Origin of the sequence: Micromonospora sp. WMMD1082 (genome assembly GCF_029626175.1) — a bacterium.
In the GTDB taxonomy this organism is placed as follows: domain Bacteria; phylum Actinomycetota; class Actinomycetes; order Mycobacteriales; family Micromonosporaceae; genus Micromonospora.
Genome location: NZ_JARUBM010000002.1, coordinates 7,018,338 through 7,043,359 on the forward strand (window position 1 = coordinate 7,018,338; position 25,022 = coordinate 7,043,359).

24 protein-coding genes are annotated in these 25,022 nt (G+C 72.1%); 9 read left to right on the forward strand and 15 right to left on the reverse strand.

The features are described from left to right. Positions 1–97: 97 nt before the first annotated feature. Complete coding sequence (locus O7615_RS32245) at positions 98–568, reverse strand: helix-turn-helix domain-containing protein (protein WP_278181564.1); 471 nt, start codon at positions 566–568, stop codon at positions 98–100. Between the two features lie 55 nt (positions 569–623). On the opposite strand from O7615_RS32245, the gene O7615_RS32250 reads away from it, so the two are divergent. Continuing rightward, entirely contained in the window at positions 624–1,139 is a 516-nt protein-coding gene (locus tag O7615_RS32250; RefSeq protein WP_278181565.1) for a PaaI family thioesterase, read from the forward strand. 184 nt (positions 1,140–1,323) lie between these two features. Here the strand turns inward: O7615_RS32250 and hisS are convergent, their stop codons facing one another. Both hisS and O7615_RS32260 read right to left on the reverse strand, forming a co-directional pair. After that, positions 1,324–2,652: a histidine--tRNA ligase gene (gene hisS, locus O7615_RS32255; protein WP_278181566.1), complete on the reverse strand. Its 1,329-nt coding sequence runs from the start codon at positions 2,650–2,652 to the stop codon at positions 1,324–1,326. A 52-nt stretch (positions 2,653–2,704) separates the two neighbouring features. After that, the gene (locus tag O7615_RS32260; RefSeq protein ID WP_278181567.1) at positions 2,705–3,424 is read right to left on the reverse strand and encodes an MBL fold metallo-hydrolase; all 720 of its coding nucleotides are present in this window, start codon (positions 3,422–3,424) and stop codon (positions 2,705–2,707) included. 247 nt (positions 3,425–3,671) lie between these two features. On the opposite strand from O7615_RS32260, the gene O7615_RS32265 reads away from it, so the two are divergent. Then, positions 3,672–4,586, forward strand: coding sequence for a peptidylprolyl isomerase (locus tag O7615_RS32265; protein ID WP_278181568.1), 915 nt, complete (start codon positions 3,672–3,674; stop codon positions 4,584–4,586). Between the two features lie 83 nt (positions 4,587–4,669). Continuing rightward, positions 4,670–5,509 carry a peptidylprolyl isomerase gene (locus O7615_RS32270; protein ID WP_278181569.1) on the forward strand — a complete coding sequence of 280 codons (840 nt, stop codon included), beginning with the start codon at positions 4,670–4,672 and terminating at the stop codon, positions 5,507–5,509. Between the two features lie 184 nt (positions 5,510–5,693). Here the strand turns inward: O7615_RS32270 and O7615_RS32275 are convergent, their stop codons facing one another. The 8 genes from O7615_RS32275 to ruvC form a co-directional block, all read right to left on the reverse strand. Beyond that, positions 5,694–8,168 (reverse strand): bifunctional (p)ppGpp synthetase/guanosine-3',5'-bis(diphosphate) 3'-pyrophosphohydrolase, encoded by a 2,475-nt coding sequence (locus tag O7615_RS32275; RefSeq protein WP_278181570.1) that lies wholly within the window; start codon positions 8,166–8,168, stop codon positions 5,694–5,696. Positions 8,169–8,338: 170 nt separating this feature from the next. Further along, positions 8,339–8,905 carry an adenine phosphoribosyltransferase gene (locus O7615_RS32280; protein WP_278181571.1) on the reverse strand — a complete coding sequence of 189 codons (567 nt, stop codon included), beginning with the start codon at positions 8,903–8,905 and terminating at the stop codon, positions 8,339–8,341. 104 nt (positions 8,906–9,009) lie between these two features. After that, positions 9,010–10,212, reverse strand: a complete 1,203-nt coding sequence (gene secF / locus O7615_RS32285; protein ID WP_278181572.1) for a protein translocase subunit SecF — start codon at positions 10,210–10,212, stop codon at positions 9,010–9,012. 1 nt (position 10,213) lies between these two features. Beyond that, positions 10,214–12,097: a protein translocase subunit SecD gene (secD, locus tag O7615_RS32290; RefSeq protein WP_278181573.1), complete on the reverse strand. Its 1,884-nt coding sequence runs from the start codon at positions 12,095–12,097 to the stop codon at positions 10,214–10,216. 283 nt (positions 12,098–12,380) lie between these two features. Beyond that, the gene (yajC, locus tag O7615_RS32295) at positions 12,381–12,722 is read right to left on the reverse strand and encodes a preprotein translocase subunit YajC (RefSeq protein WP_278181575.1); all 342 of its coding nucleotides are present in this window, start codon (positions 12,720–12,722) and stop codon (positions 12,381–12,383) included. Positions 12,723–12,858: 136 nt separating this feature from the next. After that, positions 12,859–13,923: a Holliday junction branch migration DNA helicase RuvB gene (ruvB, locus tag O7615_RS32300; protein WP_278181576.1), complete on the reverse strand. Its 1,065-nt coding sequence runs from the start codon at positions 13,921–13,923 to the stop codon at positions 12,859–12,861. Beyond that, positions 13,920–14,522 carry a Holliday junction branch migration protein RuvA gene (gene ruvA / locus O7615_RS32305; RefSeq protein ID WP_278181577.1) on the reverse strand — a complete coding sequence of 201 codons (603 nt, stop codon included), beginning with the start codon at positions 14,520–14,522 and terminating at the stop codon, positions 13,920–13,922. The genes ruvB and ruvA overlap by 4 nt, the downstream gene beginning before the upstream one ends. Continuing rightward, positions 14,519–15,046 (reverse strand): crossover junction endodeoxyribonuclease RuvC, encoded by a 528-nt coding sequence (ruvC, locus tag O7615_RS32310; protein WP_278181578.1) that lies wholly within the window; start codon positions 15,044–15,046, stop codon positions 14,519–14,521. The genes ruvA and ruvC overlap by 4 nt, the downstream gene beginning before the upstream one ends. Before the next feature lie 247 nt (positions 15,047–15,293). Here ruvC and O7615_RS32315 point away from each other — a divergent pair, with 247 nt between their 5' ends. Continuing rightward, the gene (locus O7615_RS32315) at positions 15,294–16,076 is read left to right on the forward strand and encodes a 3-hydroxybutyrate dehydrogenase (protein WP_278181579.1); all 783 of its coding nucleotides are present in this window, start codon (positions 15,294–15,296) and stop codon (positions 16,074–16,076) included. A 17-nt stretch (positions 16,077–16,093) separates the two neighbouring features. Further along, positions 16,094–18,025, forward strand: a complete 1,932-nt coding sequence (locus O7615_RS32320; protein ID WP_278181580.1) for a helix-turn-helix domain-containing protein — start codon at positions 16,094–16,096, stop codon at positions 18,023–18,025. 37 nt (positions 18,026–18,062) lie between these two features. Here the strand turns inward: O7615_RS32320 and O7615_RS32325 are convergent, their stop codons facing one another. Both O7615_RS32325 and O7615_RS32330 read right to left on the reverse strand, forming a co-directional pair. After that, positions 18,063–18,662, reverse strand: a complete 600-nt coding sequence (locus O7615_RS32325) for a TetR/AcrR family transcriptional regulator (RefSeq protein WP_278181581.1) — start codon at positions 18,660–18,662, stop codon at positions 18,063–18,065. 19 nt (positions 18,663–18,681) lie between these two features. Next, positions 18,682–20,244 carry an MFS transporter gene (locus O7615_RS32330; protein ID WP_278181582.1) on the reverse strand — a complete coding sequence of 521 codons (1,563 nt, stop codon included), beginning with the start codon at positions 20,242–20,244 and terminating at the stop codon, positions 18,682–18,684. A 513-nt stretch (positions 20,245–20,757) separates the two neighbouring features. Here O7615_RS32330 and O7615_RS32335 point away from each other — a divergent pair. Both O7615_RS32335 and O7615_RS32340 read left to right on the forward strand, forming a co-directional pair. Then, entirely contained in the window at positions 20,758–21,342 is a 585-nt protein-coding gene (locus tag O7615_RS32335) for a hypothetical protein (RefSeq protein WP_278181583.1), read from the forward strand. 112 nt (positions 21,343–21,454) lie between these two features. After that, positions 21,455–22,357 (forward strand): SPFH domain-containing protein, encoded by a 903-nt coding sequence (locus O7615_RS32340; RefSeq protein WP_278181584.1) that lies wholly within the window; start codon positions 21,455–21,457, stop codon positions 22,355–22,357. Between the two features lie 67 nt (positions 22,358–22,424). Here the strand turns inward: O7615_RS32340 and O7615_RS32345 are convergent, their stop codons facing one another. Both O7615_RS32345 and O7615_RS32350 read right to left on the reverse strand, forming a co-directional pair. Next, entirely contained in the window at positions 22,425–23,462 is a 1,038-nt protein-coding gene (locus tag O7615_RS32345; protein WP_278181585.1) for an aminotransferase class V-fold PLP-dependent enzyme, read from the reverse strand. 78 nt (positions 23,463–23,540) lie between these two features. Continuing rightward, positions 23,541–23,807: a hypothetical protein gene (locus O7615_RS32350; RefSeq protein ID WP_278181586.1), complete on the reverse strand. Its 267-nt coding sequence runs from the start codon at positions 23,805–23,807 to the stop codon at positions 23,541–23,543. A gap of 202 nt (positions 23,808–24,009) precedes the next feature. Here O7615_RS32350 and O7615_RS32355 point away from each other — a divergent pair, with 202 nt between their 5' ends. Both O7615_RS32355 and O7615_RS32360 read left to right on the forward strand, forming a co-directional pair. Continuing rightward, positions 24,010–24,783 carry a DUF5753 domain-containing protein gene (locus O7615_RS32355; RefSeq protein ID WP_278181587.1) on the forward strand — a complete coding sequence of 258 codons (774 nt, stop codon included), beginning with the start codon at positions 24,010–24,012 and terminating at the stop codon, positions 24,781–24,783. Next, positions 24,774–24,974, forward strand: a complete 201-nt coding sequence (locus tag O7615_RS32360) for a DUF397 domain-containing protein (protein ID WP_278181588.1) — start codon at positions 24,774–24,776, stop codon at positions 24,972–24,974. The genes O7615_RS32355 and O7615_RS32360 overlap by 10 nt, the downstream gene beginning before the upstream one ends. Positions 24,975–25,022: the final 48 nt, after the last annotated feature.

The window sequence follows — 25,022 nt, forward strand, 5'->3', positions numbered from 1 at the left end:
CCCCAATACGCGACTTTCACCCTGGTTTGGAACGACCACAAGTGCAAGATCGCGGCGGCGGGAGGGTGGGGAGGGGTGTGGGGAGGGCGGGAGGGGGTCAGCGGGGGTGGGCGCCGGGGCCGGGGCGGGGGAGCACATCGCGGGGGTCGGTGACGGGATGACCGGCCACGCAGTGCAGCTCGACGCGGATCTCGGCTCCGCAGTCGCGGTGCCCGACGCTCAGCGGCGGACCCTCGGGATCGGCGAGATACCGGTCACCCCAGGCCAGCACCGCGACCAGCACCGGCCACAGGTCCAGCCCCTTGGCGGTGAGCCGGTACTCGTGGCGCAGCCGGCTACCCGGCTCGCGGTACGGCTCGCGGCGCAGCACCCCCTGTTCCACCATGGTGGCCAGCCGGTTGGTCAGCACCTGCCGGGGTACGCCGGTGCGCACCCGCATGTCGTCGAAGCGGCGTACCCCGCTGAACACCTCGCGCAGCACGACCAGGGTCCACTTCTCGCCGAGGATCTCCATCGCGCGGGCGACGGTGCAGTTGTCGACCGACCAGTCCAGGGCCGCGGGTCTCATGCCCATGAGGCTAGGTCTGATTGACAGACTCAGCAACCACTGCCAGGCTGAGTCCATGACGCAGACGCAGGGCGCGGCACGCAGCCGCACCTTCTCCTGGTCCGACCCGAGCATCAACGCCACCCAGGTCGGCCGGCGCAGCGGGCTGGAGCTGATCCGCGCCATGATCGGCGGCGAGCTGGCCGCCCCGCCGGTGATGCACCTGATCGACATGGCCCGGATGGAGGCCGACGAGGGTCGGGTCGTGGTCGAGTTGGAGCCGCAGGAGTTCCACTACAACCCGCTCGGCACGGTGCACGGCGGGGTGATCTCCACCCTGCTGGACACCGCCGCCGGCTGCGCCGTGCACACCACCCTGCCGGTCGGCGTCGGCTACACCTCGCTGGACCTGAACGTGAAGTTCCTCCGCCCGGTCACCGTGGACTCCGGGACGCTGCGCTGCGAGGGAACCGTGCTGCAACGCGGTCGGCGCACCGCCCTGGCGGAGGCCCGGCTGACCGACGGCCGGTCCCGCCTGGTCGCCCACGCCACCTCCAGCTGCCTCCTGCTGCCCCTGGACTCCCCCGCCTGACCGACACCCCCCGCCCGGACCGCCCGGCACCCACGACCCAGACGGTGGGGCGCCCTGAACCGCCTCGGGCGCGGCAGTCGTCGAGAGAGCCAGCGACTGCCGCGCCCGGGGCTCACTCCGCCAACGCGACCGAGGTCCGCCCCGCACCACCCAGGGTCGCCCCCGCGTACCGAAACGTCGGGGCTCAGCTCACCAGCGGCGTGAGATCCGCCCGGGGTGGCGCCCACTCCCCCGCCGCCGCGACGATCTGCTCGCCGGAGCGGATGTCCTTCACCTCGTCGGCGGCGCCGTCCGCGCCGGGGAACCAGACGTACGGGATGCCGCGCCGCTCGGCGTACCGGATCTGCTTGCCGAACTTGGCGGCGCTCGGCGACACCTCGGTGGGGATGCCCCGGGAGCGCAGCGCCTCGGCAACGGAGTTGCTGGCCCCGCGCAGCTCCTCGTTGGCCACCGCCACCAGCACGCAGGTGGGCACGTCCCGCGATACGGAGAGCGCACCGGCGCCGAAGAGCAGCCCGAGCAGCCGGGTCACCCCGATCGAGATGCCGACCCCGGGGAACCGGGTGGCGCCGGCGCTGGCCAGGTTGTCGTACCGACCGCCGGAGCAGATCGAGCCGAACCGCTCGTACCCGATCATCTGCGTCTCGTAGACGGTGCCGGTGTAGTAGTCCAGCCCTCGGGCGATGCGCAGGTCGGCCACGCAGAGGCCGGGCGAGTGCGCGGCGGCGGTCTCCACCACCCGGACCAGTTCCTCGACGCCCTCGTCGAGCAGCGGGTGGCTCACCCCCAGGGCCCGCACCGCGTCGGCGAACGAGGCGTCCGGCGCGGAGATCTCCGCCAGCGCCAGGCACGCCTTGGCCTGTGCCTCGCTCGCCCCGGCGGTGGCGGCCAGCAGCTCCGCCACCCCGGCCGGGCCGATCTTGTCGAGCTTGTCGACCGCCCGCAGCGCCGCCTCCGGGTCGGTCAGCCCGATGCCCCGGTAGAAGCCCTCGCAGATCTTGCGGTTGTTGACCTGGATGCGGACCGACGGGATCGGCAACGAGCGCAGCGCATCGCCGATGACCAGCGGCATCTCCGCCTCGTGGTGCGGCGCGAGGGTGTCCCGGTCGACGATGTCGATGTCGGCCTGGAGGAACTCGCGGTACCGCCCCTCCTGCGGGCGCTCGCCGCGCCACACCTTCTGGATCTGGTAGCGGCGGAACGGGAAGGTCAGCTTGCCGGCGTTCTCGAGCACGTACCGGGCGAACGGCACGGTCAGGTCGAAGTGCAGGCCGAGGGTGTCGTCTCCGGCCGCGCCCTCCGGGTCGCCGTGCAGACGCCGGATCACGTAGACCTCCTTGGAGGTCTCCCCCTTGCGCAACAGCTGGTCCAGCGGCTCCACCGCCCGGGTCTCCAGGGGGGCGAAGCCGTACAGCTCGAAGGTCGAGCGGATCCGGTCCAGCACGTACTGCTCGATCATCCGCTGGGCGGGCGTCCACTCCGGGAACCCGGAGATGGGCGTGGGCTTGCTCATGACGTACTCCTTGGGTGCCGCGCGGTCCGCGCGGGGAAAGTCGGCGCGGCCGCTACAGGCCGCGGGTGGGGGCCGCCGGTCGCGCACCGCCCATCCCCGCCACCTCGGCGAGGTACGGGTTGGTGGCGCGCTCGCGGCCGATGGTGGTCGCGGGGCCGTGGCCGGGCAGTACGACGGTGTCGTCAGCCAGCGGAAGGATCTTGCTCTGCAGGCTGGTGAGCATCGTCGGCATGCTGCCGCCCGGCAGGTCGGTACGGCCGATCGAGCCGGCGAAGAGCACGTCACCGGAGAGGCAGATCTGCTCCGCCTCCCAGGGCGAGCCGGCGCCGGGCAACCGGAACAGCACCGACCCGCCGGTATGGCCGGGTGCGTGGTCGACGGTGATCTCCAACCCGGCGAGGGCGAGCGTCGTCCCGTCGGCCAGCTCGGCCACGTCGTCCGGTTCGGTGTACGGCAGCCGCCCGCCGAAGAGCTGGGCCAGCTCCGCCGACAGCCCCTTGGCCGGGTCGGCCAGCAGCTCGCGATCCTCCGGGTGCACGTACGCGGTGATCCCGCGCGCACCGCAGACCGGTGCCACGGAGAAGGTGTGGTCGAGGTGCCCGTGGGTGAGCAGCACCGCGGCCGGATGCAGCCGATGCTCGGCGAGCAGCGCGTCCAGCCGGTCGATCACCCCGATGCCGGGGTCGACCACCACGCACTGTTCCCCCGGGGCGGCGGCGACCACGTAGCAGTTGGTGCCGAAGGCGTCCGCGGGAAAGCCGGCCACGAGCACGTCCGCTCCCCTTCCGTCGAGTCGTCCTCCCGGCAGCCTAACCGGCGCCCGCGTCGGTCCCGGCCCCATCCGTCCCACCGGCACCACGGGGCACTGACGTACCCCGATGTAGTCGAGCGCCGACCTCGTACACGACTTTCCCAGCCGGTACCCGTACACTCTGGCGGGCGTGTGGCGTGGCGCACCTGCCGCCCGACGGGTACGCGACCACCGGCTGACGACCAGGGTAGAGGAAAGGGGAGCACGGGTGGCTTCCAGCAGGGACCGGCAGCGCAAACTGGCGCGGGCCAAGCTCGACCGGCAACTGGCCCGCCGGGCCGCCGCCGTCAGACGTCGCCGACGGATCCAGGCCGGCGTCGGCACTGCCCTGATCCTCGTGCTGGTCGTCGCCGGCTCGGCGTGGGCGCTGGGCGCCTTCGACCGGGAGCCGACCGAGAACACCGCCGCCGACGAGGTCTGCCTCTGGACCCCGCAGAACACCGAGGGCAACAGCAACCTCAAGGACGTGGGCGAGCCCGCCACCACCGGGCTGCCGGTAACCGGCACCCGACCGATGACGATCACCACCAACCAGGGCGAGCCGATCTCCGTCGAGCTGGACCTGGCGAACGCGCCGTGCGCCGCGGCGAGCATCGCCCACCTGGCGGGCCAGGGCTTCTACGACAACACCAACTGCCACGAGATCACCGCCGACGGCGCGGTGCGCTGCGGCGACCCCAGCGGCAGCGGCCTGGGTGGCCCGGCGTACTCGTTCTACGACGAGAATGTGCCCACCGCCCCCGAGGCGTCGCCGGAACCCAGCCCGGCGCCGGACGAGCCGCCGACGTACCCCAAGGGCACGGTCGCGATGATCGCGAACCCGCCGGGTGCCAACGGCAGCCAGTTCCTGATCTTCTTCAAGGACTTCACCACCGCCGAGCCGAGGTTCCCGGTCATCGGCCGGGTCACCGGTGGCCTCGATGTCGTCGAGACGATCGGCGCCCTGCCGACGGTGGACAATGAGGCTGGGGAGAAGGTCAAGCCGGAGAACGACGTGGTCATCCAGAGCCTGACCGTCGGCGAGCCCGTGCTGGATCCGGCGTCACCCGCCGATCCCGGTCCCACGGGTACGCCGAGCCCGGAGCCCTCCGGCGCACCGGAGGCCAGCCCGAACGCCGGCTGACCACCCGGCGACCGGCACCGACCGCGCCACGGGGATCCACCCCACCGCAGCGGCATCCACATACAGTCCAGGAGGATCGAGGCGTGACGTCCACCAGAGAGCGGCAGCGCGCGGCGGCCCGCGCCCGGCTCGAGAAGGAGATGGCCGAGCGGGCCGCACGGGCCCGTAAGCGCCGCCAGACCCAGGCGGTCGTGGGGGCCGGTGTGGTGCTGCTGCTGGTGGTTGCCGGCACGGCCTGGCTGGCCAGCAGCCTGATCGGCGACGACAGCGGCACCGACAATACCGCCGAGGGCGGCGGCCAGGTGCAGTGTGACTGGATCGAGCTGGCCGACGGCGAGCGGAGCCCGACGACCAAGGACGTCGGCCTGCCGCAGGCCGAGCAGAGCCGCACCGGCGTCCAGACCATGACGATCACCACCAACCTCGGCCCGATCACCGCGCGGATCGACCGGTCGGCGGTGCCGTGCACCGCGGCGAGCTTCACCCACCTGGCCGAGCAGAACTTCTTCGACAACACCAAGTGCCACCGGCTGGTGACCGAGGGCATCAAGGTGCTCCAGTGCGGCGACCCGAGCGCCACCGGCGACGGCTGGCGGGAGAGCGACGGCACCGGCGGCCCGAGCTACCGGATGGCGGAGGAGAACCTGCCGACCGAGATGCGGCCGCCGTACCCGGAGGGCGTCATCGCGATGGCCAACTCCGGCCAGCCGGCCAGCAGCGGCAGCCAGTTCTTCATCGTCTACGGTGACTCGCCGCTGGACCCGAACTACACCGTCCTCGGCACCGTCACCGGCGGAATGGACATCGTCAAGGACGTGGCGGCCGCCGGCGACGACGGCGCGTTCGCCCAGCAGGCCGGTGGCGGCCACCCCAAGAAGGAGGTCGTCATCACCGACCTCACCATGAGCGAAGCCACCGGCTGACCCTCCCCTCCACACACCACAGCGCCCGCCGGCCCCCGCCGGCGGGCGCTGCACTGCCCCCACCCCACCCCCACCGCCACCCCGTTGATCATGAAGTTGGCGGGTGTTTTGGAGATCAAAGCGCCCGCTAACTTCATGATCAACCGAGAGAGCGCGGGGTGGGGTCCGGCCCCGGGGGGTGGGGTTAGGCGCCGGAGGTTACGCGGTAGGCGTCGAAGACGCCGTCTACCTTGCGGACGGCGGCGAGGAGGTGGCCCAGGTGCTTGGGGTCGGCCATCTCGAAGCTGAACCGGCTGACGGCCACCCGGTCGCGGGTGGTGGTGACGGTGGCGGAGAGGATGTTGACCCGCTCGTCGGAGAGCACCCGGGTGACGTCCGCAAGCAGCTTGTGCCGGTCCAGCGCCTCGACCTGGATGGCGACCAGGAACGTCGAGGCGGAGGTGAGCTTCCAGTTCACCTCGACCACCCGCTCGCCCTGGGCGCGCAGGTCCTCGGCGTTGGCGCAGTCGTCGCGGTGCACGCTTACCCCGCCGGAGCGGGTCACGAAGCCGAAGACGGTGTCCGGCGGCACCGGCGTGCAGCAGCGGGCCAGCTTGATCCACACGTCGCTGACGCCGCGGACGACCACACCCGGATCGTGGCTGGAGGCACGGCTGCGCGGCGGTCGGGTGGCCACGGCGGTCTCGGCGATGTCCTCCGCCGCGCCCTCCTCGCCACCGTAGGAGGCCATCAGCTTCTGCACCACCGACTGCGCGGACACCTGACTGTCGCCGACCGCCGCGTACAGCGACGCCACGTCGGCCAGGTGCAGATCCCGGGCGATCGCCATCAGGTTGTCGGAGGTGAGCATCCGCTGCAACGGCATGCCCTGCTTACGCATCGCCTTGACGATCGCGTCCTTGCCCTCCTCGATCGCCTCCTCGCGCCGCTCCTTGTTGAAGTATTGTCGGATCTTCGTCCGCGCCCGAGGACTCTTGACGAAGCCCAACCAGTCCTGCGTGGGGCCGGCCGTGTCGGACTTCGAGGTGAAGATCTCGATCACGTCGCCGTTGGACAGCGTCGACTCCAACGGCACCAACTTGCCGTTGACCCGCGCCCCGATGCACTTGTGCCCCACCTCGGTGTGCACCGCGTACGCGAAGTCCACCGGCGTCGACCCCGTCGGCAACGGGATCACGTCGCCCTTCGGGGTGAAGACGTACACCTCCTGGCTGGACAGGTCGAACCGCAGCGCGTCCAGGAACTCGCTCGGATCCGCCGCCTCCCGCTGCCAGTCCAGCAACTGCCGCAGCCAGGTCATCTCGTCGATGTGCGCCGGCGGCCCGACGATCTGGGTGCCCTTGTGCTCCTTGTACTTCCAGTGCGCCGCGATACCGAACTCCGCCGTACGGTGCATCGCGTACGTCCGGATCTGCATCTCCACCGGCTTACCGGTCGGCCCGATCACCGTCGTGTGCAACGACTGGTACATGTTGAACTTCGGCATCGCGATGTAATCCTTGAACCGGCCCGGCACCGGCTGCCAGTTCGCGTGGATCACCCCCAACGCCGCGTAGCAGTCCCGCACCGTGTCGACCAGGATCCGCACACCCACCAGGTCATAGATGTCGTTGAAGTCCCGACCCCGCACGATCATCTTCTGGTAGATCGAGTACAGGTGCTTCGGCCGACCGGTCGTCTCCGCCTTGATCTTGGCGGCCTTCAGGTCGGTCTGCACCTTCTGCGTCACCTGCCGCAGCAACGCCTCCCGCTGCGGCTGGTGCTCCCCGATCAGCCGGTTGATCTCCTCGAACCGCTTCGGGAAGAGCGTCCCGAAGGCCAGATCCTCCAGCTCCCACTTGATCGTGTTCATACCGAGCCGGTGGGCCAGCGGGGCGAGGATCTCCAGCGTCTCCTTCGCCTTCTGCTCCTGCTTGGGGCGGGGCAGGAAGGTCAGCGTCCGCATGTTGTGCAGCCGGTCGGCCAGCTTGATCACCAGGACGCGCGGGTCCTTGGCCATGGCGACGACCATCTTGCGGATCGTCTCGGCCTTGGCCGCGTCGCCGAGCTTGACCTTGTCGAGCTTGGTGACCCCGTCGACCAGCAGGGCGACCTCGCCACCGAAGTCCGCGCGCATCTGGTCGAGGGAGTATTCCGTGTCCTCGATGGTGTCGTGCAGCAGCGCGGCGACCAGGGTGGTGGTGTCCATGCCGAGGTTCGCCAGGATGGTCGCCACGGCCAGCGGATGGGTGATGTACGGGTCGCCGGACTTGCGGTACTGACCCGAGTGCCAGCGCGCCGCGGTGTCGAAGGCCCGCTGGAGCAGCCGCGCGTCGGCCTTGGGGTGATTCTCCCGGTGTGACGAGATCAGCGGTTCCAGCACCTCGCTGACCTGCGACGACTGCCACGGCGCGTTGAACCGCGCCAGGCGCGCCCGGACCCGGCGCCCGGTGGGCGCGTGGGACAGCGCGAAGCCGCTGCCGGCCGAGGAGTCCGCGGTGGTCTCGGTCGCCGCGACGTCGGCGTCGGCGGGCGTACGGGTGGCGTCGCCGGTGGGCCCCGCCGCGCCGGTTCCGCCGCCCGGCGCCGGTGCGGCACCGTTGTGCTCGGCCAGCGAGCCGTCCGCGTCACCTGTCGGGTGCACCGTGCCCTCCGCCGGAGGGACGACATCGTGGGACACCGGCCTCCTCACCGCTCGCCGGGAAACACCGACCGTGCGCCGGCCGGCCTGGTCTAGCGCCGCTCAGACGGGTGACCGCCCGGTCAGCAATGGGCAATGCTACCCGCCCCGGGGGTGCCGTGCCGCTCCGCCGGACGGACTGTGCCGGGTCCGCCCGGTGTCGACGCGCCTCAGACGGTCAACAGGGCATGGACGGGACGCGGTGCCAGCCGGTCCCGGCCGCCGAGGAAGGCCAGTTCCAGCAGCACGGTGAAGCCGGCCACCGTGCCGCCGGCCCGTTCCACCAGGTCCAGCGTGGCCGCGGCGGTGCCCCCGGTGGCGAGCACGTCGTCGACCACCAGCACCCGGTGACCGGCCGTGAAGGCGTCCTGGTGCACCTCCAGCGTGGCCTCGCCGTACTCCAGCGCGTAGGAGGCGGCGTAGGCGGCCCGGGGCAGCTTGCCGGCCTTGCGCACCGGCACCACGCCGAGGCCGGTCGCGTACGCGATGGCCGCGGCGACCACGAAGCCCCGCGCCTCGATGCCGACCACGGTGTCGAACGACTCCCGTCCGTGGTACGCGACGATCCCGTCGATCACGTCCCGGAAGGCGTCACCGTCGGCGAACAACGGCATCAGGTCCTTGAACATGACGCCGGGCTTGGGGAAGTCGGGCACGTCGAGCACCCGGCTGGCCACCAACCGGGCCGTCTCCGGCCCGCTGTCCCCGCGTACCACGGTGCTGTGGGTCTCCGTCACGGCGTTCCGTTTCCCTTCCACGCGACGGCGGCGTCCCGCACGCTGCTCGTCACAGCATGCAGGACGCCGCCGGTACGGTTCCTACCGGGTGGCCCCCGGCGTCCTCAGCGTCGCTTTCCGCCGCCCGGGCGGTTTCCGCCGCCACCACGCGGGCGCCCGCCCCGGGCCCCGCCGGAGCGCTTGCCACCCGGACGGGCGCCGACCTTCGGTGCCGCCGCCCCGGCCAGCGCCGCGTCGGGCTCCGCCGTCACCGGCTCCTCGTCGCGCGGCTCGGCCGCCCGGGAGGCGGCCGGCTTCGCCGGGGTCTCGCCCCGGCCGATCGCGGCCCGGCGGGCCTGCACCCGCTTGTTGTGCGCCTGGATCCGCGGGTCGCGGTTCTTGAGCACCACCAGCAGCGGGGTGGCCAGCGTGATCGAGGTGACGAAGGCCATCGCCATGCCGACGAAGAGCACCAGGCCGAGGTCCTTCAGGGTGCCCGCGCCGAGCAGGCCGGCACCGATGAAGAGGATGCCGCCGACCGGCAGCAGGGCGACCACGGACGTGTTGATCGACCGCATCAGGCTCTGGTTGACGGCCAGGTTGGCCGCCTCGCCGTACGTCTGGTTGTTGTTCGCGGTGATCCCTCTGGTGTTCTCCTGCACCTTGTCGAAGACCACCACCACGTCATACATGGCGAAGCCCAGGATGGTGAGGAATCCGATGATCGTCGACGGGGTGACCTCGAAGCCGACGATCGAGTAGATGCCGGCGGTGAGGATCAGGTTCGACACCAGCGAGAAGATGGCGCCGACGGCCATCTGCCACTCGAAGCGCAGGACCAGGTAGACCGTCACCAGCGCGAGGAAGATCACCAGACCGAGCAGGGCCCGGTTGGTCACCTGGCTACCCCACGCCTCGCTGACCCGGTTGCTGGCGATCTCCGCCGGATCGATGTTGAAGAGCCGGCCCATCTCGATCCGGACCGCCTCGGCCTGCTCGGCGCCGAGTTCGGTGGTGCGCAGCTCGTAGAACTCGCCGCCGCCCCCGCCGACCCGCTGGGCGGTGACCACGTGGGCACCGCCGCCCGCGCTGGTCAGCGCCTCGTCGGCACGGGCCTCCGCCTGCTCCATGGTGCCGACGCTGGTCGGGATCTGGAACGAGTTGCCGCCGGCGAACTCGATGCCGAGGCTGAACCCGCGGAAGATGACGCTGCTGAGCGCGATCACCACCAGCACGGCGGCGATGGTGAACCACGCTCGGCGCCGGCCGACGATGTTGAGGCCGGCCTCGCCTCGGTAGAGGCGGGCGGCCAGACCAGTCTCAGCCATCTCAGGCCTCCTTGACGCGCTGGTTGCGGGGCGAAGGCTGCTCCGACCGGGCCGGCAGGACCCGGCCGAGCCCGCTGACCCGCGGGGACAGGAATGCCCTGGTGCGGGCGAACATCGTCATGACCGGATGCCTGAAGAGGAAGACGACGAGCAGGTCGAGCACCGTGGCCAGGCCGAGGGCGAAGGCGAAGCCCTTGACCGTGCCGACCGAGACGATGTAGAGCACCAGCGCCGACAGGATGGTGATCGCGTTCGCCGAGATGATCGTCCGGCGGGCCCGGATCCAGGCTCGGGGCACCGCGCTACGCGGGCTGCGGCCGTCCCGGATCTCGTCCTTGAGCCGTTCGAAGTAGATGACGAACGAGTCCGCCGCCACACCGAGTGAGACGATGATGCCGGCGATGCCGGCGAGGGTGAGCGTGAAGCCGATCTGCCGGCCGAGCACCACCAGGGCGCCGAAGAGCAGCAGGCCCGACAGGACCAGGCTCAGGAAGATCACCGAGCCGAGCAGGCGGTAGTAGAAGAACGAGTAGATGATGACCAGCAGCATGCCGATGCCGGCCGCGAGCAGACCGGCCCGCAGGTGGCTGGCGCCCAGGGTGGCGGTGACGTTCTGCTGCTCCTGCGCCTCGAAGGTGACCGGCAGCGCGCCGTAGCTGAGGTAGCCGGCCAGCTCGCTGGCCTCGGCGTTGGTGAAGTTGCCGGTGATCTGCGAGTTACCGGTCAGCACGCCCTGGATCTGCGGCGACGAGATGATCTGGTTGTCCAGCACCACGGCGACGCGGCACTTGCCCTCGTCACCGAGCGCGGAGGCGTCACACGCCTGTGCGTCGTTGTTGAACGCCTCGCGGGTCAGTGCGGTCCACTTGTCCTGACCGGCGCTGGTGAAGTTGAGGCTGACCACCCATTGCATGGTCTGGTCGCGCACCGCGGTCGCGCCGGAGACGTCGGTGCCGAGCACCTTCGCGACGTCCAGCAGGTTCTTGGCGTAGCCGCCCTCACAGGCGACGGCCTGCTGCTCCGGGTCGGAGATGGACGCCGGCGGCCGGTCGTCGAGCTGGAGGCAGCCGATCGTCGGCACGTTGAACTGCATCTGCGCGGGCAGTACGGCGACCTCGCGCCCGCTCAGCTCGGCAAAGGGCTTGAGCGTCTCGGCCAGCGACGGGTCGGCGCTCAGGTCGGCCGGCGCCTGCAGCCCGCTCGCCGCGGCCCACGCCTCGGCGCCGACCTTCTGCTCGACGGCCTGGCGCTGCTCCTCGATGCTCTGCGGCACGTCTTCGGTCGCGGCGGGCGACGGGGTGGCGCTCGGCGACTCGGACGGGGTGGGGGTGGGTGCGCCGCCGCCCTGGCCGCCGGGCGACGGTGACGCGGTGGCCTCGGCGTCGGGCGTGGGGCTGGCGGTGCCGGTCGGGCTCGGGGTGCCGGTCGGGCTCGCCTCGGGCTCGGGGCTCTCGGTCGGTGCCGGCGACGGCACCGACCCGCTGCCGTCGGCGATCTTCAGCACCTTGCGGAAGCGCAGCTCGGCGGCGCTGCCGACCTCGCTCAGGTCGCGGTTCTCGCCGGGCAGGGAGATGACGATGTTGCGGTCGCCCTCGGTGACCACCTCGGCCTCGGCGACGCCGTACGCGTTGACCCGGCTCTCGATGATCTGACGGGCCCGTTCGAGATTGTCCGCCGTCGGGGCCCGACCGTCGAGGGTGTTGGTCGCCTCCAGCGTGAGCCGTGTGCCGCCGACCAGGTCAAGACCGAGGCGCGGTTCGAGCCGGTCCTTCCAGCCGCCGCTGGCACCGCCCGAGAAGAACGCCAACAGATAGAGGACGACGAAGATCGCCCCGAGCACGGCCAACTGCCGTCCCGGGCGCATCTGTCCCTGAGGTGGTGCCACGGCTGTCCTGTCTCCCTGTGGTCACGCCGCCGCGGGCGCGGCGGCGGGTCGGCCGGGGCCCGGCCGACAGTCTGCCTTCCGACGGCGCCCGGGCCGGCGCCGCCTCGGGGGGTCGACGCGGGCGCGTGGACCGGGGCGAGCCGGCGCGCCGACGCCCGGCGTCGGCCTGCTATCCAGTTGTCTCGCTCCGTGCGTCGAGGCGACCACCCGCTCGGGGACGCGTGCGGGTGGTCGCCTCCCCGCCCGGTCTGCCGGCGGACCGGCGACCGGGTGGGCGGGGTGCTCACTCCTTGACGGAGTCGGTCTCCTCGGCGGTCGACTCGACGGGACGCTCCGCCGGGGTGACCACCCGGGCGATCGCCGGGCGGGCGTAGCGGGTCTGCACACCGGGAGCGACCTCAAGCAGCACGCTGTCGTCCTCGACACCGGTGACCGTGCCGTAGAGCCCGCCGATGGTGACCACCTCGTCGCCCGGGGAGAGCGCGGACTGCATCGCCTCGGCCTCGCGGCGGCGCTTCTGCTGCGGACGGATCATCATGAAGTACATGACGCCGAAGAGCAGGGCGATCAGGAGGATCGGCGTGAAACCGCCCGCTCCGGCGCCGCCTTCTGCTGCGTTGAACACGGTTGTCGACCTTCCCATTGGCCCCGATCGGCGCGTCAACGCCGGAACGGAGGCGGATTTTCACATCCTGTACAGACCGCGGCGAGTCTAGTCGCTCTGCCTGGGAACGCCGAATGCGGCACAGATCACGAACAGATCACGGCTGGTCGGTGTCCACCGAGAACAGGTCGGGCGCGACAGGATCATCGGTGGCAAATGTACCATTCGGGGGCGTACGACCCAGATGGTGCCAGGCGGCCTCGGTCGCCACCCGCCCCCGGGGCGTACGGGCCAGCAGACCGGCCCGTACCAGGAACGGCTCGCAGACCTCCTCCACCGTGTCCGGCTGCTCCCCCACCGCCACGGCCAGGGTCGACAGGCCGACCGGGCCGCCCCGGAACGAGCCGACCAGCGCCGTCAGCACCGCCCGGTCGAGCCGGTCCAGCCCCAACGCGTCCACGTCGTACACGGTCAGGGCCGCGCGGGCGGTATCGACGGTGACCACGCCGTCGGCGCGTACCTCGGCGAAGTCCCGCACCCGGCGCAGCAGCCGGTTGGCGATGCGCGGCGTGCCGCGCGAGCGGCCGGCGATCTCCGCCGCCCCGTCGTCGGTGATCGGCACCCCGAGGATGCGCGCCGAGCGGTGCAGCAGCGTCTCCAGGTCGCCCGGTGCGTAGAAGTCGAGGTGCGCGACGAAGCCGAACCGGTCCCGCATCGGGCCGGTGAGCAGGCCCGAGCGGGTGGTCGCGCCGACCAGCGTGAACGGTTCGACGTCCAACGGGATCGCGGTGGCGCCCGGCCCCTTGCCGACCACCACGTCGACCCGGAAGTCCTCCATCGCGCTGTAGAGCAGCTCCTCGGCCGGCTTGGCGATCCGGTGGATCTCGTCGATGAAGAGCACGTCGCCCTCGGCCAGGCTGGTCAGGATCGCCGCCAGGTCGCCCGAGCGCTCGATCGCCGGCCCGCTGGTCACCCGGATGCCGGTGCCCAGCTCGGCGGCGACGATGTTGGCCAGGGTCGTCTTACCAAGGCCGGGCGGGCCCGACAGGAGGATGTGGTCGGGCGGGGAGCCGCGCCGCATCGCCCCCTGTAGCAGCAGGTCCAGCTGGTCACGGACGCGGTGCTGGGCGATGAACTCGTCCAGCCGCCTGGGCCGGACGCTGGCCTCCGCCTCCTGCTCGGCGTCGGCCACGTACGCCGAGACCAGGTTGTCGCCGGTCACCGGGTCCGGCCCAGCAGCCGGATGGCCTGCTTCAACAGCACCGGCACCGGCGGGGTGGGTCCGTCGACGGTCTCGGCGACGGCGGCGACCGCCTGGTCGGCCTGCCCGGCCGTCCAGCCGAGCCCGATCAGCGCCTGGCGGACCTGCTCGGGCCACGCGCCACCGGTGACCCCGGCCGCACCGTCGGCACCCACCGCGACCGGACCGATCCGGTCGCGCAGCTCCAGCACCAGCCGCTCGGCGCCCTTCCTGCCGATGCCGGGCACCCGGGTCAGCGCCGCGAGGTCGGCGTTGGCGATCGCCTTGCGTACGGCATCGGGGGTGTGCACGGCGAGCACCGCCTGCGCCAGGCGCGGGCCGACCCCGCTGGCGGTCTGCAACAGCTCGAACAGCGACTTGGCGTCGTCGTCGGCGAAGCCGTAGAGGGTGAGCGAGTCCTCCCGGACGACCAGGCTGGTGGCCAACCGGGCCGGCTGGCCGACCCGCAGGTCGGCGATCGTGCCGGGGGCGCACTGCACGGCCAGGCCGACCCCGCCGACCTCGATCACCGCGTGGTCCGGACCGGTGGCGATCACCACGCCACGCACACTGGCGATCATCTCGCTCCTCCTCGTCGGGCCCGATCCGCGGCGGCGGCCAGCTTCGAGCGCGTGCCACCGCGCCACACGTGGCAGATGGCCAGCGCGAGCGCGTCCGCCGCGTCGGCCGGCCGGGGCGGCTCGGGCAGCCGCAGCAACCGGGTGACCATCGCGGTCATCTGGGCCTTGTCCGCCTGACCGGAACCGGTCACCGCCGCCTTCACCTCGCTCGGGGTATACGTCTGCACCGGCAGCCCGGCGCGCGCCCCGGCCAGCACCGCGATCCCGCTGGCCTGGGCGGTGCCCATCACCGTACGCACGTTGTGCTGGCTGAACACCCGCTCCACGGCCACGCTGTCCGGCCGGTGCTCGGCGACCAGCCCGGTGAGGGAGCGGTCCAGGTGCAGCAGGCGGGTGGGCAGTTCGTCGGCGGGATCGGTGTAGACGACGTAGTAGGCGACCAGCGTGCAGGGCCGGCCGGGCACCCCCTCGACCACGCCGACCCCGCACCGGGTCAGCCCCGGGTCGACGCCGAGCACCCGCACGCCGCCTCCTCCCAGTACGTGTGTTCGACACCCTACCGATGCCGTCGCCACGCCGCGCCGCGGGACACGCCCGCCGATCGCCGCCACCACGCCGCGAGACACGCCGAGACACGACCGTCGGGGCGGGCCGGCGAGCACGTCGTCACGTCGTGCGGGCGGTGGTGTCGCGGCCGGCCACAGAATCCGGCGGGAGTATGTGCCGCGACGCCATGTGCGATCGGCCACACAGCTCGTAACTTCATGCGCCATGACGGCAGAACCCGTGGCGGTCCCCCACGTCGTGAACGTCGACCTCTCCGGTCGTACCGCCCTGGTGACGGGCGGGGGCGGCGGCATCGGCCGGGCCTGCGCCCTGCGGCTGGCCGCGGCCGGCGCCAGCGTGCTGGTGGTGGACCGCAACGTCGAGGCGGCCAAGCTGGTGGCCGCCGAGGCCGGCGGCCGGGCCGAGGGCGTGGACCTGGCCGACCCCGAGGCGGTGGACCGGCTCGACGCCGACGTGGACATCGTGGTCAACAACGCCGGGCTACAGCACGTCGCCCCGCTGCAGGAGTTCCCCGTCGAACGCTTCGAGTACATCCAGCGGGTGATGGTCGAGGCGCCGTTCCTGCTCATCCGGCGGGCACTGCCACACATGTACGCGCGCCGCTGGGGCCGGATCGTGAACATCTCCTCGGTGCACGGGCTGCGGGCCTCGCCGTACAAGGCGGCGTACGTCTCGGCCAAGCACGCCCTGGAGGGGCTGTCGAAGGTGGTGGCGCTGGAGGGCGCGGCGCACGGGGTGACCGCCAACTGCATCAACCCGGCGTACGTGCGCACCGCGCTGGTGCAGAGCCAGATCGCCGACCAGGCGGCCACCCACGGCATCGCCGAGACCGAGGTGATCGAGAAGATCATGCTGGCCCGCGCGGCGATCAAGCGGCTGATCGAGCCCGAGGAGGTGGCGGAGCTGCTGGCCTACCTCTGCTCCCCGCCGGCGGCGTTCCTCACCGGCGCCTCGATCGCGCTCGACGGGGGCTGGACGGCGAACTAGCGCCGGCCACCCGCACAATGTCGGTCATGTCGTCGCCGGTGGAGTTCCTGGAACTGCTGGCCCGGGAGGCGGCCGCGGTCGAGTTCGAGGGACCGCTGGTCGCCGCCCGGTCGGCCGGGCTGCCCGCCGACCGGATCGCCGAGCTGGAGCAGGCCAAGACGGTGGCGCTGCGGGTCCGCGCGCTGCTGGAGCGCCGCCGCCGCCGGGAGAGCGAGCTGTCCGGCCTGTACGACACGGTCAGCGACCTGGCGGGGCTGCGCGACCTGGACGACGTGCTGCGGGCGATCGTGCACCGCGCCCGGCACCTGCTCGGCGCCGACGTCGCCTACATGACGCTCAACGACGCCGAGCGCGGCGACACCTACATGCGGGTGACCGACGGCTCGGTCTCCGCCCGGTTCCAGCGGCTGCGGCTGCCCATGGGTGCCGGGCTCGGCGGCCTGGTGGCCCAGTCGGGAGCCCCGTACGTCACCGCGAACTACCCGCAGGACGAGCGTTTCCACCACACCCGGGAGATCGACGCCGGGGTGGGTGAGGAGGGCCTGGTGGCCATCCTCGGGGTGCCGCTGCGGCTCGGCTCGACCAGCATCGGCGTGCTCTACGCGGCGAACCGGTCGGCCCGGCCGTTCGCCCGCGAGGAGGTGGCGCTGCTGCTCTCGCTGGCCGCCCACGCCGCGGTGGCGATCGACACCGCGCGGCTGCTGGCCGAGACCCGCGCGGCGCTGGAGGAGCTCTCCTCGGCCAACACCACCATCCGCGCGCACAGCAGTTCGGTGGAGCGGGCCGCGGCGGCCCACGACCGGATGACCGCCCTGGTGCTGCGCGGCGGCGGGGTGGAGGACGTGGCGGCGGCGGTCACCGAGGTGCTCGGCGGTGCGCTGCTGGCGCTGGACGCCGAGGGGCGGCGGCTGGCCCGGGTCGGCGAGATCGAGGAGCCGGACCGGGCGGAGATCGTCGAGGCGGTGGCCGCGTCGCGGACCGAGGGACGCAGCGTACGCCGGGGCACGCTGTGGTACGCCGCAGTGGTGGCCGGCGCGGAGAACCTGGGCGTGCTGGTGCTGCGCCCCGATGGCGAACCGGCCGACGCCGACCAGCGGATCCTGGAGCGGGCCGCCCTGGTGACCGCCCTGCTGCTGCTGTTCCGGCGTACCGTCGCCGAGGCGGAGGGCCGGGTCCGGGGCGAGTTGCTCGACGACCTGATCGCCCGGCCGCTGCGGGACACCGAGGCGTTGCGCAGCCGGGCCCGCCGCCTCGGCGTGGACCTGGACGCACCGTACGTGCTGGTGGCCGTCGGCGACGACGCCATCGCGGCGACCGGCTCGGCCCGGCAGCGGGCGCTCTCCTGGGCCACCACGTACGCCTCGACCCGGGGCGGGCTGGCCGCGGCGCGCGACGGCCGGGTGGCGCTGATGCTGCCCGGGCAGGACGCCGGCGGCAGTGCCCGGGCGGTGGCCCGGGACCTGTCGCGGATCACCGGACGGCCGGTGACCGCCGGGGCGAGCGGCCCGTCCACCGGCCCGGCGTCGCTGGCCGCCGCCTTCCGGGAGGCCGACCGCTGCCTGACCGCGCTCGGCGCGCTGGGCCGGGCCGGGCAGGGCGCGAGCACCGCCGAGTTGGGCTTCGTCGGGCTGCTGCTGGGCACGGTCGGCGACGGCGGTGACGCGGACGTCAGCCGGTTCCTCACCGCCACCGTCGGCCCGGTGGTCGACTATGACGCCCGCCGGGGCACCGCGCTGGTGCGGACCCTGGAGGCGTACTTCGGGGTGGGCGGCAGCCTGGCCCGCGCCGCCGAGCAGCTGCACGTGCACGTCAACACGGTGACCCAGCGGCTGGAGCGGGTCGGGCAGCTGCTCGGCGCCGACTGGCAGCGGCCCGAGCGGGCCCTGGAGGTGCAGCTGGCCCTGCGCCTGCACCGCCTGCGCGGCCCGGCCGACCGAACCGCAGGCTGAACCCGCCGGCTGAACCGCCGGTCGCGGGCGGCGGGGGTCAGCCGGTGCGGATGCCGGTCAGGACGCCGTCGACGATCTTCTCGGGGAGCGTGCTCTCGTCGAGGTCGGGATGCCAGCGCATCATCCGCTGGACGAGCATCGGGCCGGCGAGCATCGCCATGGTCACCTCGATGTCGAGATCGGCGCGGAGCAACCCGTCGCGGACGCCGCGTTGCAGCACCTCCCGCATCATCGCCCGGCGCGGCTCGATGATGTTCTGGTAGAGCGCGTAGTGCTCGGGGCTCCGGTTCACCTCGGGCACCAGACACGGCATGATCCGCTCCGCCCGGGGGTCGATGTTGCGCCCGATCGCGCTGACCAGCGTGATCAGGTCGTCGCGGACGGAGCGGCCGGACGGCGGCGGCGGGGTGCCCTTGAGGGTACGCAGGGCGTCGCGCAGCAACGCGTCCTTGCCCGGCCAGCGGCGGTAGATCGTGGCCTTGCCGACCCCGGCCCGCGCGGCGATCGCCTCGACCGAGATCGCCTCGATCGTGCTGCCCTCCGCGAGGAGGTCCAGCGTCGCCTCGATGATCGCCTCGTCCGCGCGGACGCTCCGCGGCCGCCCGGGCGGCCGCGGAGCATCTGCCGTGGTACTCATCTGCCCATCGTCCCCGACGCTATGCGGCACCGGCCAACTCCGGCTCGCCGCTCGGCGTCGGCGCGCCGGCGCCGGATCGGCCCGGCATCCAGCGCAGTGCCACCAGGATGCCGCCGGCCGTGACCAGTGCGGCCACCGTCGCCGAGAGGTGCATGGCCGAGACGAAGGAGTCGTTGGCCGCCGCGACCAGCTGCGGGCCCGCGGGGCCGAGTTGCCCCGCCGCGGCGTACGCGCCGGCGATCGACTCGCCGGCCGCCTCGCGTGCCGTCGGCGGCAGCTCCGCCAACGCCGGGTCGATCCCCCCTCGGTAGCCGGCGGCCAGCACCGAGCCGATCACCGCCACGCCGAGCGCGGCGGCCACCTGCCGGATGGTGTTGCTGACCGCCGAGCCGACACCGGCCTTCTCCCGGGGCAGCGCCGACATGATCGACTCGGTGGCCGGCGGCATGATGTTGGCCATCCCGGTGCCCTGGAGGAAGAAGGCGACCAGCACCACCCAGATGGGCGTGGTCGCATCGACGAAGGCGAAGGCGCTCAGCGCCACCGCGGTCAGCACCAGCCCCACCGTCGAGACCGTCCGGGCGCCGTACCGGCGCACCATCGTGGCGCTGCGCGGGGCGAAGACGAGTTGGGCGACCGCGAAGGGCAGGAAGAGCAGGCCGGTTTCCAGCGGGCTGTAGCCGCGCACCAGTTGCAGGTAGAACGTGCTGAAGAACATCACGCCCATCGCGCCGAAGAAGACCAGCCCGATCAGCGCCACCGGGGCGGCGAAGCGGGGCACCCGGAACAGCCGGACGTCCAGCGACGGGTGGCTGCTGCGCCGCTCGTACGCGACGAACGCGGCCAGCACCGCGACGCCGCCGAGGATCGAGGCCCAGACCACGGGGCGGCCGAAGCCGTGCTCGCCGCCGTCGATGATGCCGTAGGTCAGGGCGACCAGACCGACCACCGAGAGCAGTACGCCGACCGCGTCGATGCGGCCCGGCCGGGGATCCCGCGACTCGGGCACCAGCAGCGCCACCAGGAGCACGCCGAGTGCCACGACCGGCACGTTGATCAGGAAGACCGAGCCCCACCAGTAGTGCTCCAGCAGCAGGCCACCGAGGACCGGCCCGATCGCCACCCCCAGGCCCACCGCGCCGGCCCAGATCCCGATGGCCCGCCCGCGGTCGCGCGGGTCAAAGACGTTGGAGATGATCGACAGGGTGGCCGGCATGATGGCCGCGCCGCCGATCCCCATCAGCGCGCGGGCCCAGATGAGCTGGGCGGGGCTCTGCGCGTACGCGGAGAGCAGCGACGCCAGGCCGAAGAGCACCAGCCCGATCAGCAGGATGCGACGCCGGCCGGCCCGGTCACCCAGCACGCCGAAGGTGAACAGCAGCCCGGCGAAGACCAGCGTGTAGGAGTTGATCGACCACTCCAGCTCGCCATGGCTGGCCCCGAGCCCGTGCACCGGGTCGGCGAGCGTACGCAGCGCGACGTTGAGGATGGTGTTGTCGAGGACGACCACGAGCAGGCTGATCACCATCACCCCGAGGATCGCCCACCTCCTCGGATGTCCGGTGTTCCCGTTCGGTTGCATCTCCGGCCCCCCGGTTTCGATACGGTCCCGTCCGTAATCGATGCCGAGCCTAGGTCCGGCAATAACGATACGGAACAGGTTCGTATCTATTGTGACGCCGGTCACCCCAACACCCGCTCGCCGCCGGGGTTTGGGTGCGTTTCTTGTCGCCCCAGCAGCAAGAAACGCACCCACAGGCGGGCCGCTTGGCCGGCGACAGTGGCCCGGCTGGATTCGATGTCCGGGATGTCCGGACTGACACCCGCCCCCGGCGGAATCTGCGCTGGGGTGGGGGCGTTGTAACCGGTGGCTGACCAAGCAGGGCCCCCGGCCCTGACCGCCGCGCCACCGGCCGGCGCACCCCGGGAATGACCTGGCCCGGTCGGTCGTTATACATGGTCCGGCGCCGCGAAGAACCCCCCTAGCCCGCGCGCCACCACGACCTCCCCTCTTCCCTTGAGCGCCTGACGGTGCCCGCGCACCGCCGACCCCCCTGTCGGCACCCGTGCGCCAACCCCCGAACGGAGCTTCCCCATGAACACCATGCTGCGTAAGAGCATCCTCGGCCTCGCCGGACTCACCATCGCCGGCGGCCTCGCCGCCGGCCCCCTCAACACCACCGACAACCCCACCCCCACCAACCCCATCGCCGCCGCCGTCCAGACCGACAAGCCCGACACCAGCACCCTGATCCCGCACGGCGTGCAGGGCGCCCAGTCCCGCATCGACCTCACCGACGAGCAGGTCGACAACGTCAAGGCCATCATCGCCGCGACGAAGAAGGCCGACATGGACGAGCGTGCCGCCGTGGTCGCCATCGGCACCGCGTTGCAGGAGTCGAAGCTGGAGAACCTGGGTCACCTCGGCGACCGCAACGACCACGACTCGCAGGGCCTGTTCCAGCAGCGCCCGTCCAGCGGTTGGGGCACGGTCGAACAGATCACCGACCCCGAATACTCGACCCTGGCCTTCCTGAAGGGCCTGAAGCAGGTCGACGGCTGGCAGGACATGCCCCTCACCGTCGCCGCCCAGACCGTCCAGGTCTCCGCGTTCCCGGACCACTACGCCCAGTGGGAACAGCTGGCCGCCGACCTGGTCGCCGCACACTGGAACAGCTGACACCCGACACACCAACCACACCGCTGGCCGGCACCCCCACCCGGGGTGCCGGCCAGCGGCATGACCACGGCCGCGACCGCCAGCGCGGCCCTTGCCCCCGGCGGCTACGTTGATGATCCACTCAGCAGCCCACCTGGAAGGCCCCACGGTCATGCCCTTCGGCTTCATCCTCGCGATCGTCACCGCCGTCCTCGCGGCCCTCGCCCTCGCCGTCACCCTGCTCAGCTCGCAACGCCAGGTGCGGCAGATGGGTGGGTTGGCGACGGTCGGCGCCCTGCTCGTGACACTCTTCCTGGCCGTCACATCGAGCGCCCACTCGGTGCCGATCCGCTCGGTCGGCATCGTCACCAGCTTCGGCAAGCCGACCGGCGAGGTCACCGGCTCCGGCCTGAAGTGGGTCGCGCCGTGGCAGCGGGTCGGCGAGTGGGACGCCGGACGGCAGAAGTACGACCACATCGGCGACAACAACTGCGTCCGGGTACGCACCGGCACCCTCGCCGACGCCTGTGTGGAGGTGCTGATCGAGTGGCAGGTCCGGCCGGAGAACGCCCCGCAGCAGTTCATGGACTACAAGGGCGACTTCGAGAGCTTCCGGGGGCAGCGGGTCGGCGTCCAACTCGACAGTGCGGTGAACGACGCCTTCGCCTCCTACAACCCCTTGGAGCGCATCGACTCGAAGACCGGCAACCTGAACGTCGACCTCAAGCCCTTCTCGGAGAGCATCAAGTCCAGCGCCGAGGGCCGGCTGGCCGACGACGTCGACATCCTGTCGGTCACCATCACCCGGGTCAACCACGACGACAAGACCGAGGGCAACATCAAGGCGTTCCAGGACAAGCTCGCCCAGACCCGCAACCTCGAACAGGACCGCCTCAACGCCGAGATCCAGAAGCAGATCACCGAGACCAACGCCCAGGTGGACAAGGTGACCCGCTGCCTGGAGATCGCCGACAAGAACGGCAGCACGCCGGGTCTGTGCATCAACCCGGGCATCGTCACCGGCAACGCCAAGTGAGCCAGCCGCCCTCGCCGGCCGCGCGGCGAGGGCGGCCGGCCCACCGGTGTCAGCCGGCCCGCCGGTGTCAGCCGGTCAACGCCTCCAGGGCGAGGTCGACGTCCTCCACCGTGGAGTAGAGGTGGAAGGAGGCGCGCACGCGGCCCGCCCGCACGGCCGCGCGGATCCCGGCCCGCGCCAGCTTCTCCTGCGCGCCGGGCACCTCGACGGTGACGATCGCGCTGTTCCCCGGCGGCTGCCCCAGCCCGGCGAGGAAGCGGTTGGCCAGCGCCACGTCGTACTCCCGCACCGCCGGTACCCCGATCTCCAGCAGCAGGTCCAGCGCGGGGGCCGCGCCCACCCAGCTGAACCAGGCCGGCGAGATGTCGAACCGGCGGGCGTCCTCGGCGAGCCGCAGCGGCGGGCCGTAGTAGGAGGTGTACGGGTCGAGGCCCGCGTACCAGCCGGCGGCGTCGGGCCGCAGCCGGTCGCGCAGCCCGGGGGCGAGGTAGGCGAACGCGGTGCCCCGGGGGCCCATCAGCCACTTGTACCCGCCGGCCACGACCACGTCGGCGGGGGCCGCGTCGAACGGCAGCCAGCCGCACGCCTGGGTGGCGTCCACCACGACGAGCGCGCCGTGGGCCCGGGCCGCCGCGACGATGTCGTCGTACGCGGCCACCGTGCCGTCGGCGGACTGCACCAGGCTGAACGCCACCAGGTCGGTGCCGGCGTCGATCGAGGTGGCCAGCCCGTCCAGCGGCACGGTGCGCACCTCGACGCCCCGTTCGGCCTGCACGAGCCAGGGAAACAGGTTGGAGGTGAACTCCACCTCGGGCACGACCAGCCGCGCGCCGGCGGGCAGCGCGGCGGCGACCGGTGCCAGTAGTTGGGAGACGGTGGCACCGACCGCCACGTCGGCGGCCGGCACCCCGACCAGCCGGGCGAACGCGGCCCGGCACCGGCCGGTCGCCTCGCCCCAGGGTTTCCACGACTGCTGGCCGACCCGCCAGGCGGCGAGCGCCTCCTGCAACGCGTCCCAGGCCGGGTCGGGCGGCAATCCGTAGCTGGCGGTGTCGAGCCACCCGGGTTGCGGTTGCCACAGCTTCTGCGCCTGTTCGAGTTCCACGGTGATCGACGCTAGCCACCCGACCCGGCCGGCGCTGAGCGCCAATCCTCGCCTCGTGGCACCAAGAACGCATCGACCTCAGCCCTTCTCGGCCGGGGCACGGGGGGAAGAAACCCAGCTCATGAAGCGGTCGGTCAGTGCGGCGAGGTCGGGCGTCCGCCCGAGCCGGGCGGTGTCGTCCACGGCTTCCCGCAACGAGATCGCGAGATAGAAGACGAGCGCCAGCGTGTGTCCCCGGTATTCGCGGCGGAGGGAGAGCTTGGCCGGCTGACACGGCCAGTGCGCGCCACACGCGCGGCAGCGCCAGTGCGGACGGCCCGGCAGGTGCTCACGTACTGCGCCCATGGCGTCCCCTTCGGCTGGTCAGGGAGGGGCCGCCCTCGGTTGCCGCCCAGGGCGGCCCCTCGACAAGCGCAGCCGCCGGGCTGTCGGGTGTGCCTCCACCGGCCGCGCTGTCCTCTGGCGACACACTGCCAAACAGTGACCAGACAGCAACACCGCGTGTCTGTATGGTGGCCAGAAATCTAATCTGTCCGATGGAGGATCGGTGAACGACGCACTGCGGGTAGCGCTCCGAGAGACAGGCCACACCACGGAATCACTGGCCGCGAAGATCGGCGTGGACCCGAAGACCACGGACCGTTGGCTACGCCAGGGCCGGATACCCCATCCGGGCCACCGGGCCACCGCCGCCGCCGCACTCGGCCGGGACGAGTCGGACATATGGCCGGACACGACAAGACGCCGAATGCGTGACCTCGTCTGGTTCCGTCCATGGCAGGAGATCGAACGCGAGGCAACCGAACTCCGATCGTTTGAGCCCAACGTCCTCCCCGGCCTGCTACAGACCGAGGCGTACGCACGGGCGGTGCTCAGCGCGAGCGGGCGGCGCACCCCGGAGGAGGTGGACCAGCTGGTAGCGGCGCGGCTCGCCCGGCAAGCCGTCCTGCGGTGGGACAACCCGCCGTGGTTCACGGCCGTGGTGGACGAGTGCGCGCTGCGCCGGCCCGTGGGTGGCCCCCAGGTGATGCGCGAGCAGTTACAGGCCCTGGTCACCGCGAGCGAGCAGCCCCACGTCCGCGTCCACGTCGTGCCGTGGTCCGTGGGGGCCTACGCTGGCCTGGACGGGCCGTTCGTGATCGCCACCAGCCGGGATCATCGCATCGCGGCGTACCTGGACACGCAGCTACAGGGACAAGTGGTTAGCGATCCCGACGACATCGCGGCCATACTGGCAGCGTGGGAGGACGTCCGTGGTGAGGCGCTGTCCCACCGGCAATCAGTCGATCTCGTAAGGGAAGTGGCAGAGACATGGACCTGACCGGCGCCCGGTGGCGCAAGAGCACCCGCAGCAGCGGCAACGGCGGTAACTGCGTCGAGGTCGCCGACAACCTTCCCGGCATCGTCGGCATCCGGGACAGCAAGGACCCGACCGGCCCCGCCCTCGCGTTCGCGCCGGCCGCCTTCGTCGCGTTCGTCCGCACCGTGCAAGCGGACCGCTTCGGCGCCTGACCAGCCCCACACAAACGTCACGCCCCGGCACCAGGTTTCCTCGGTGCC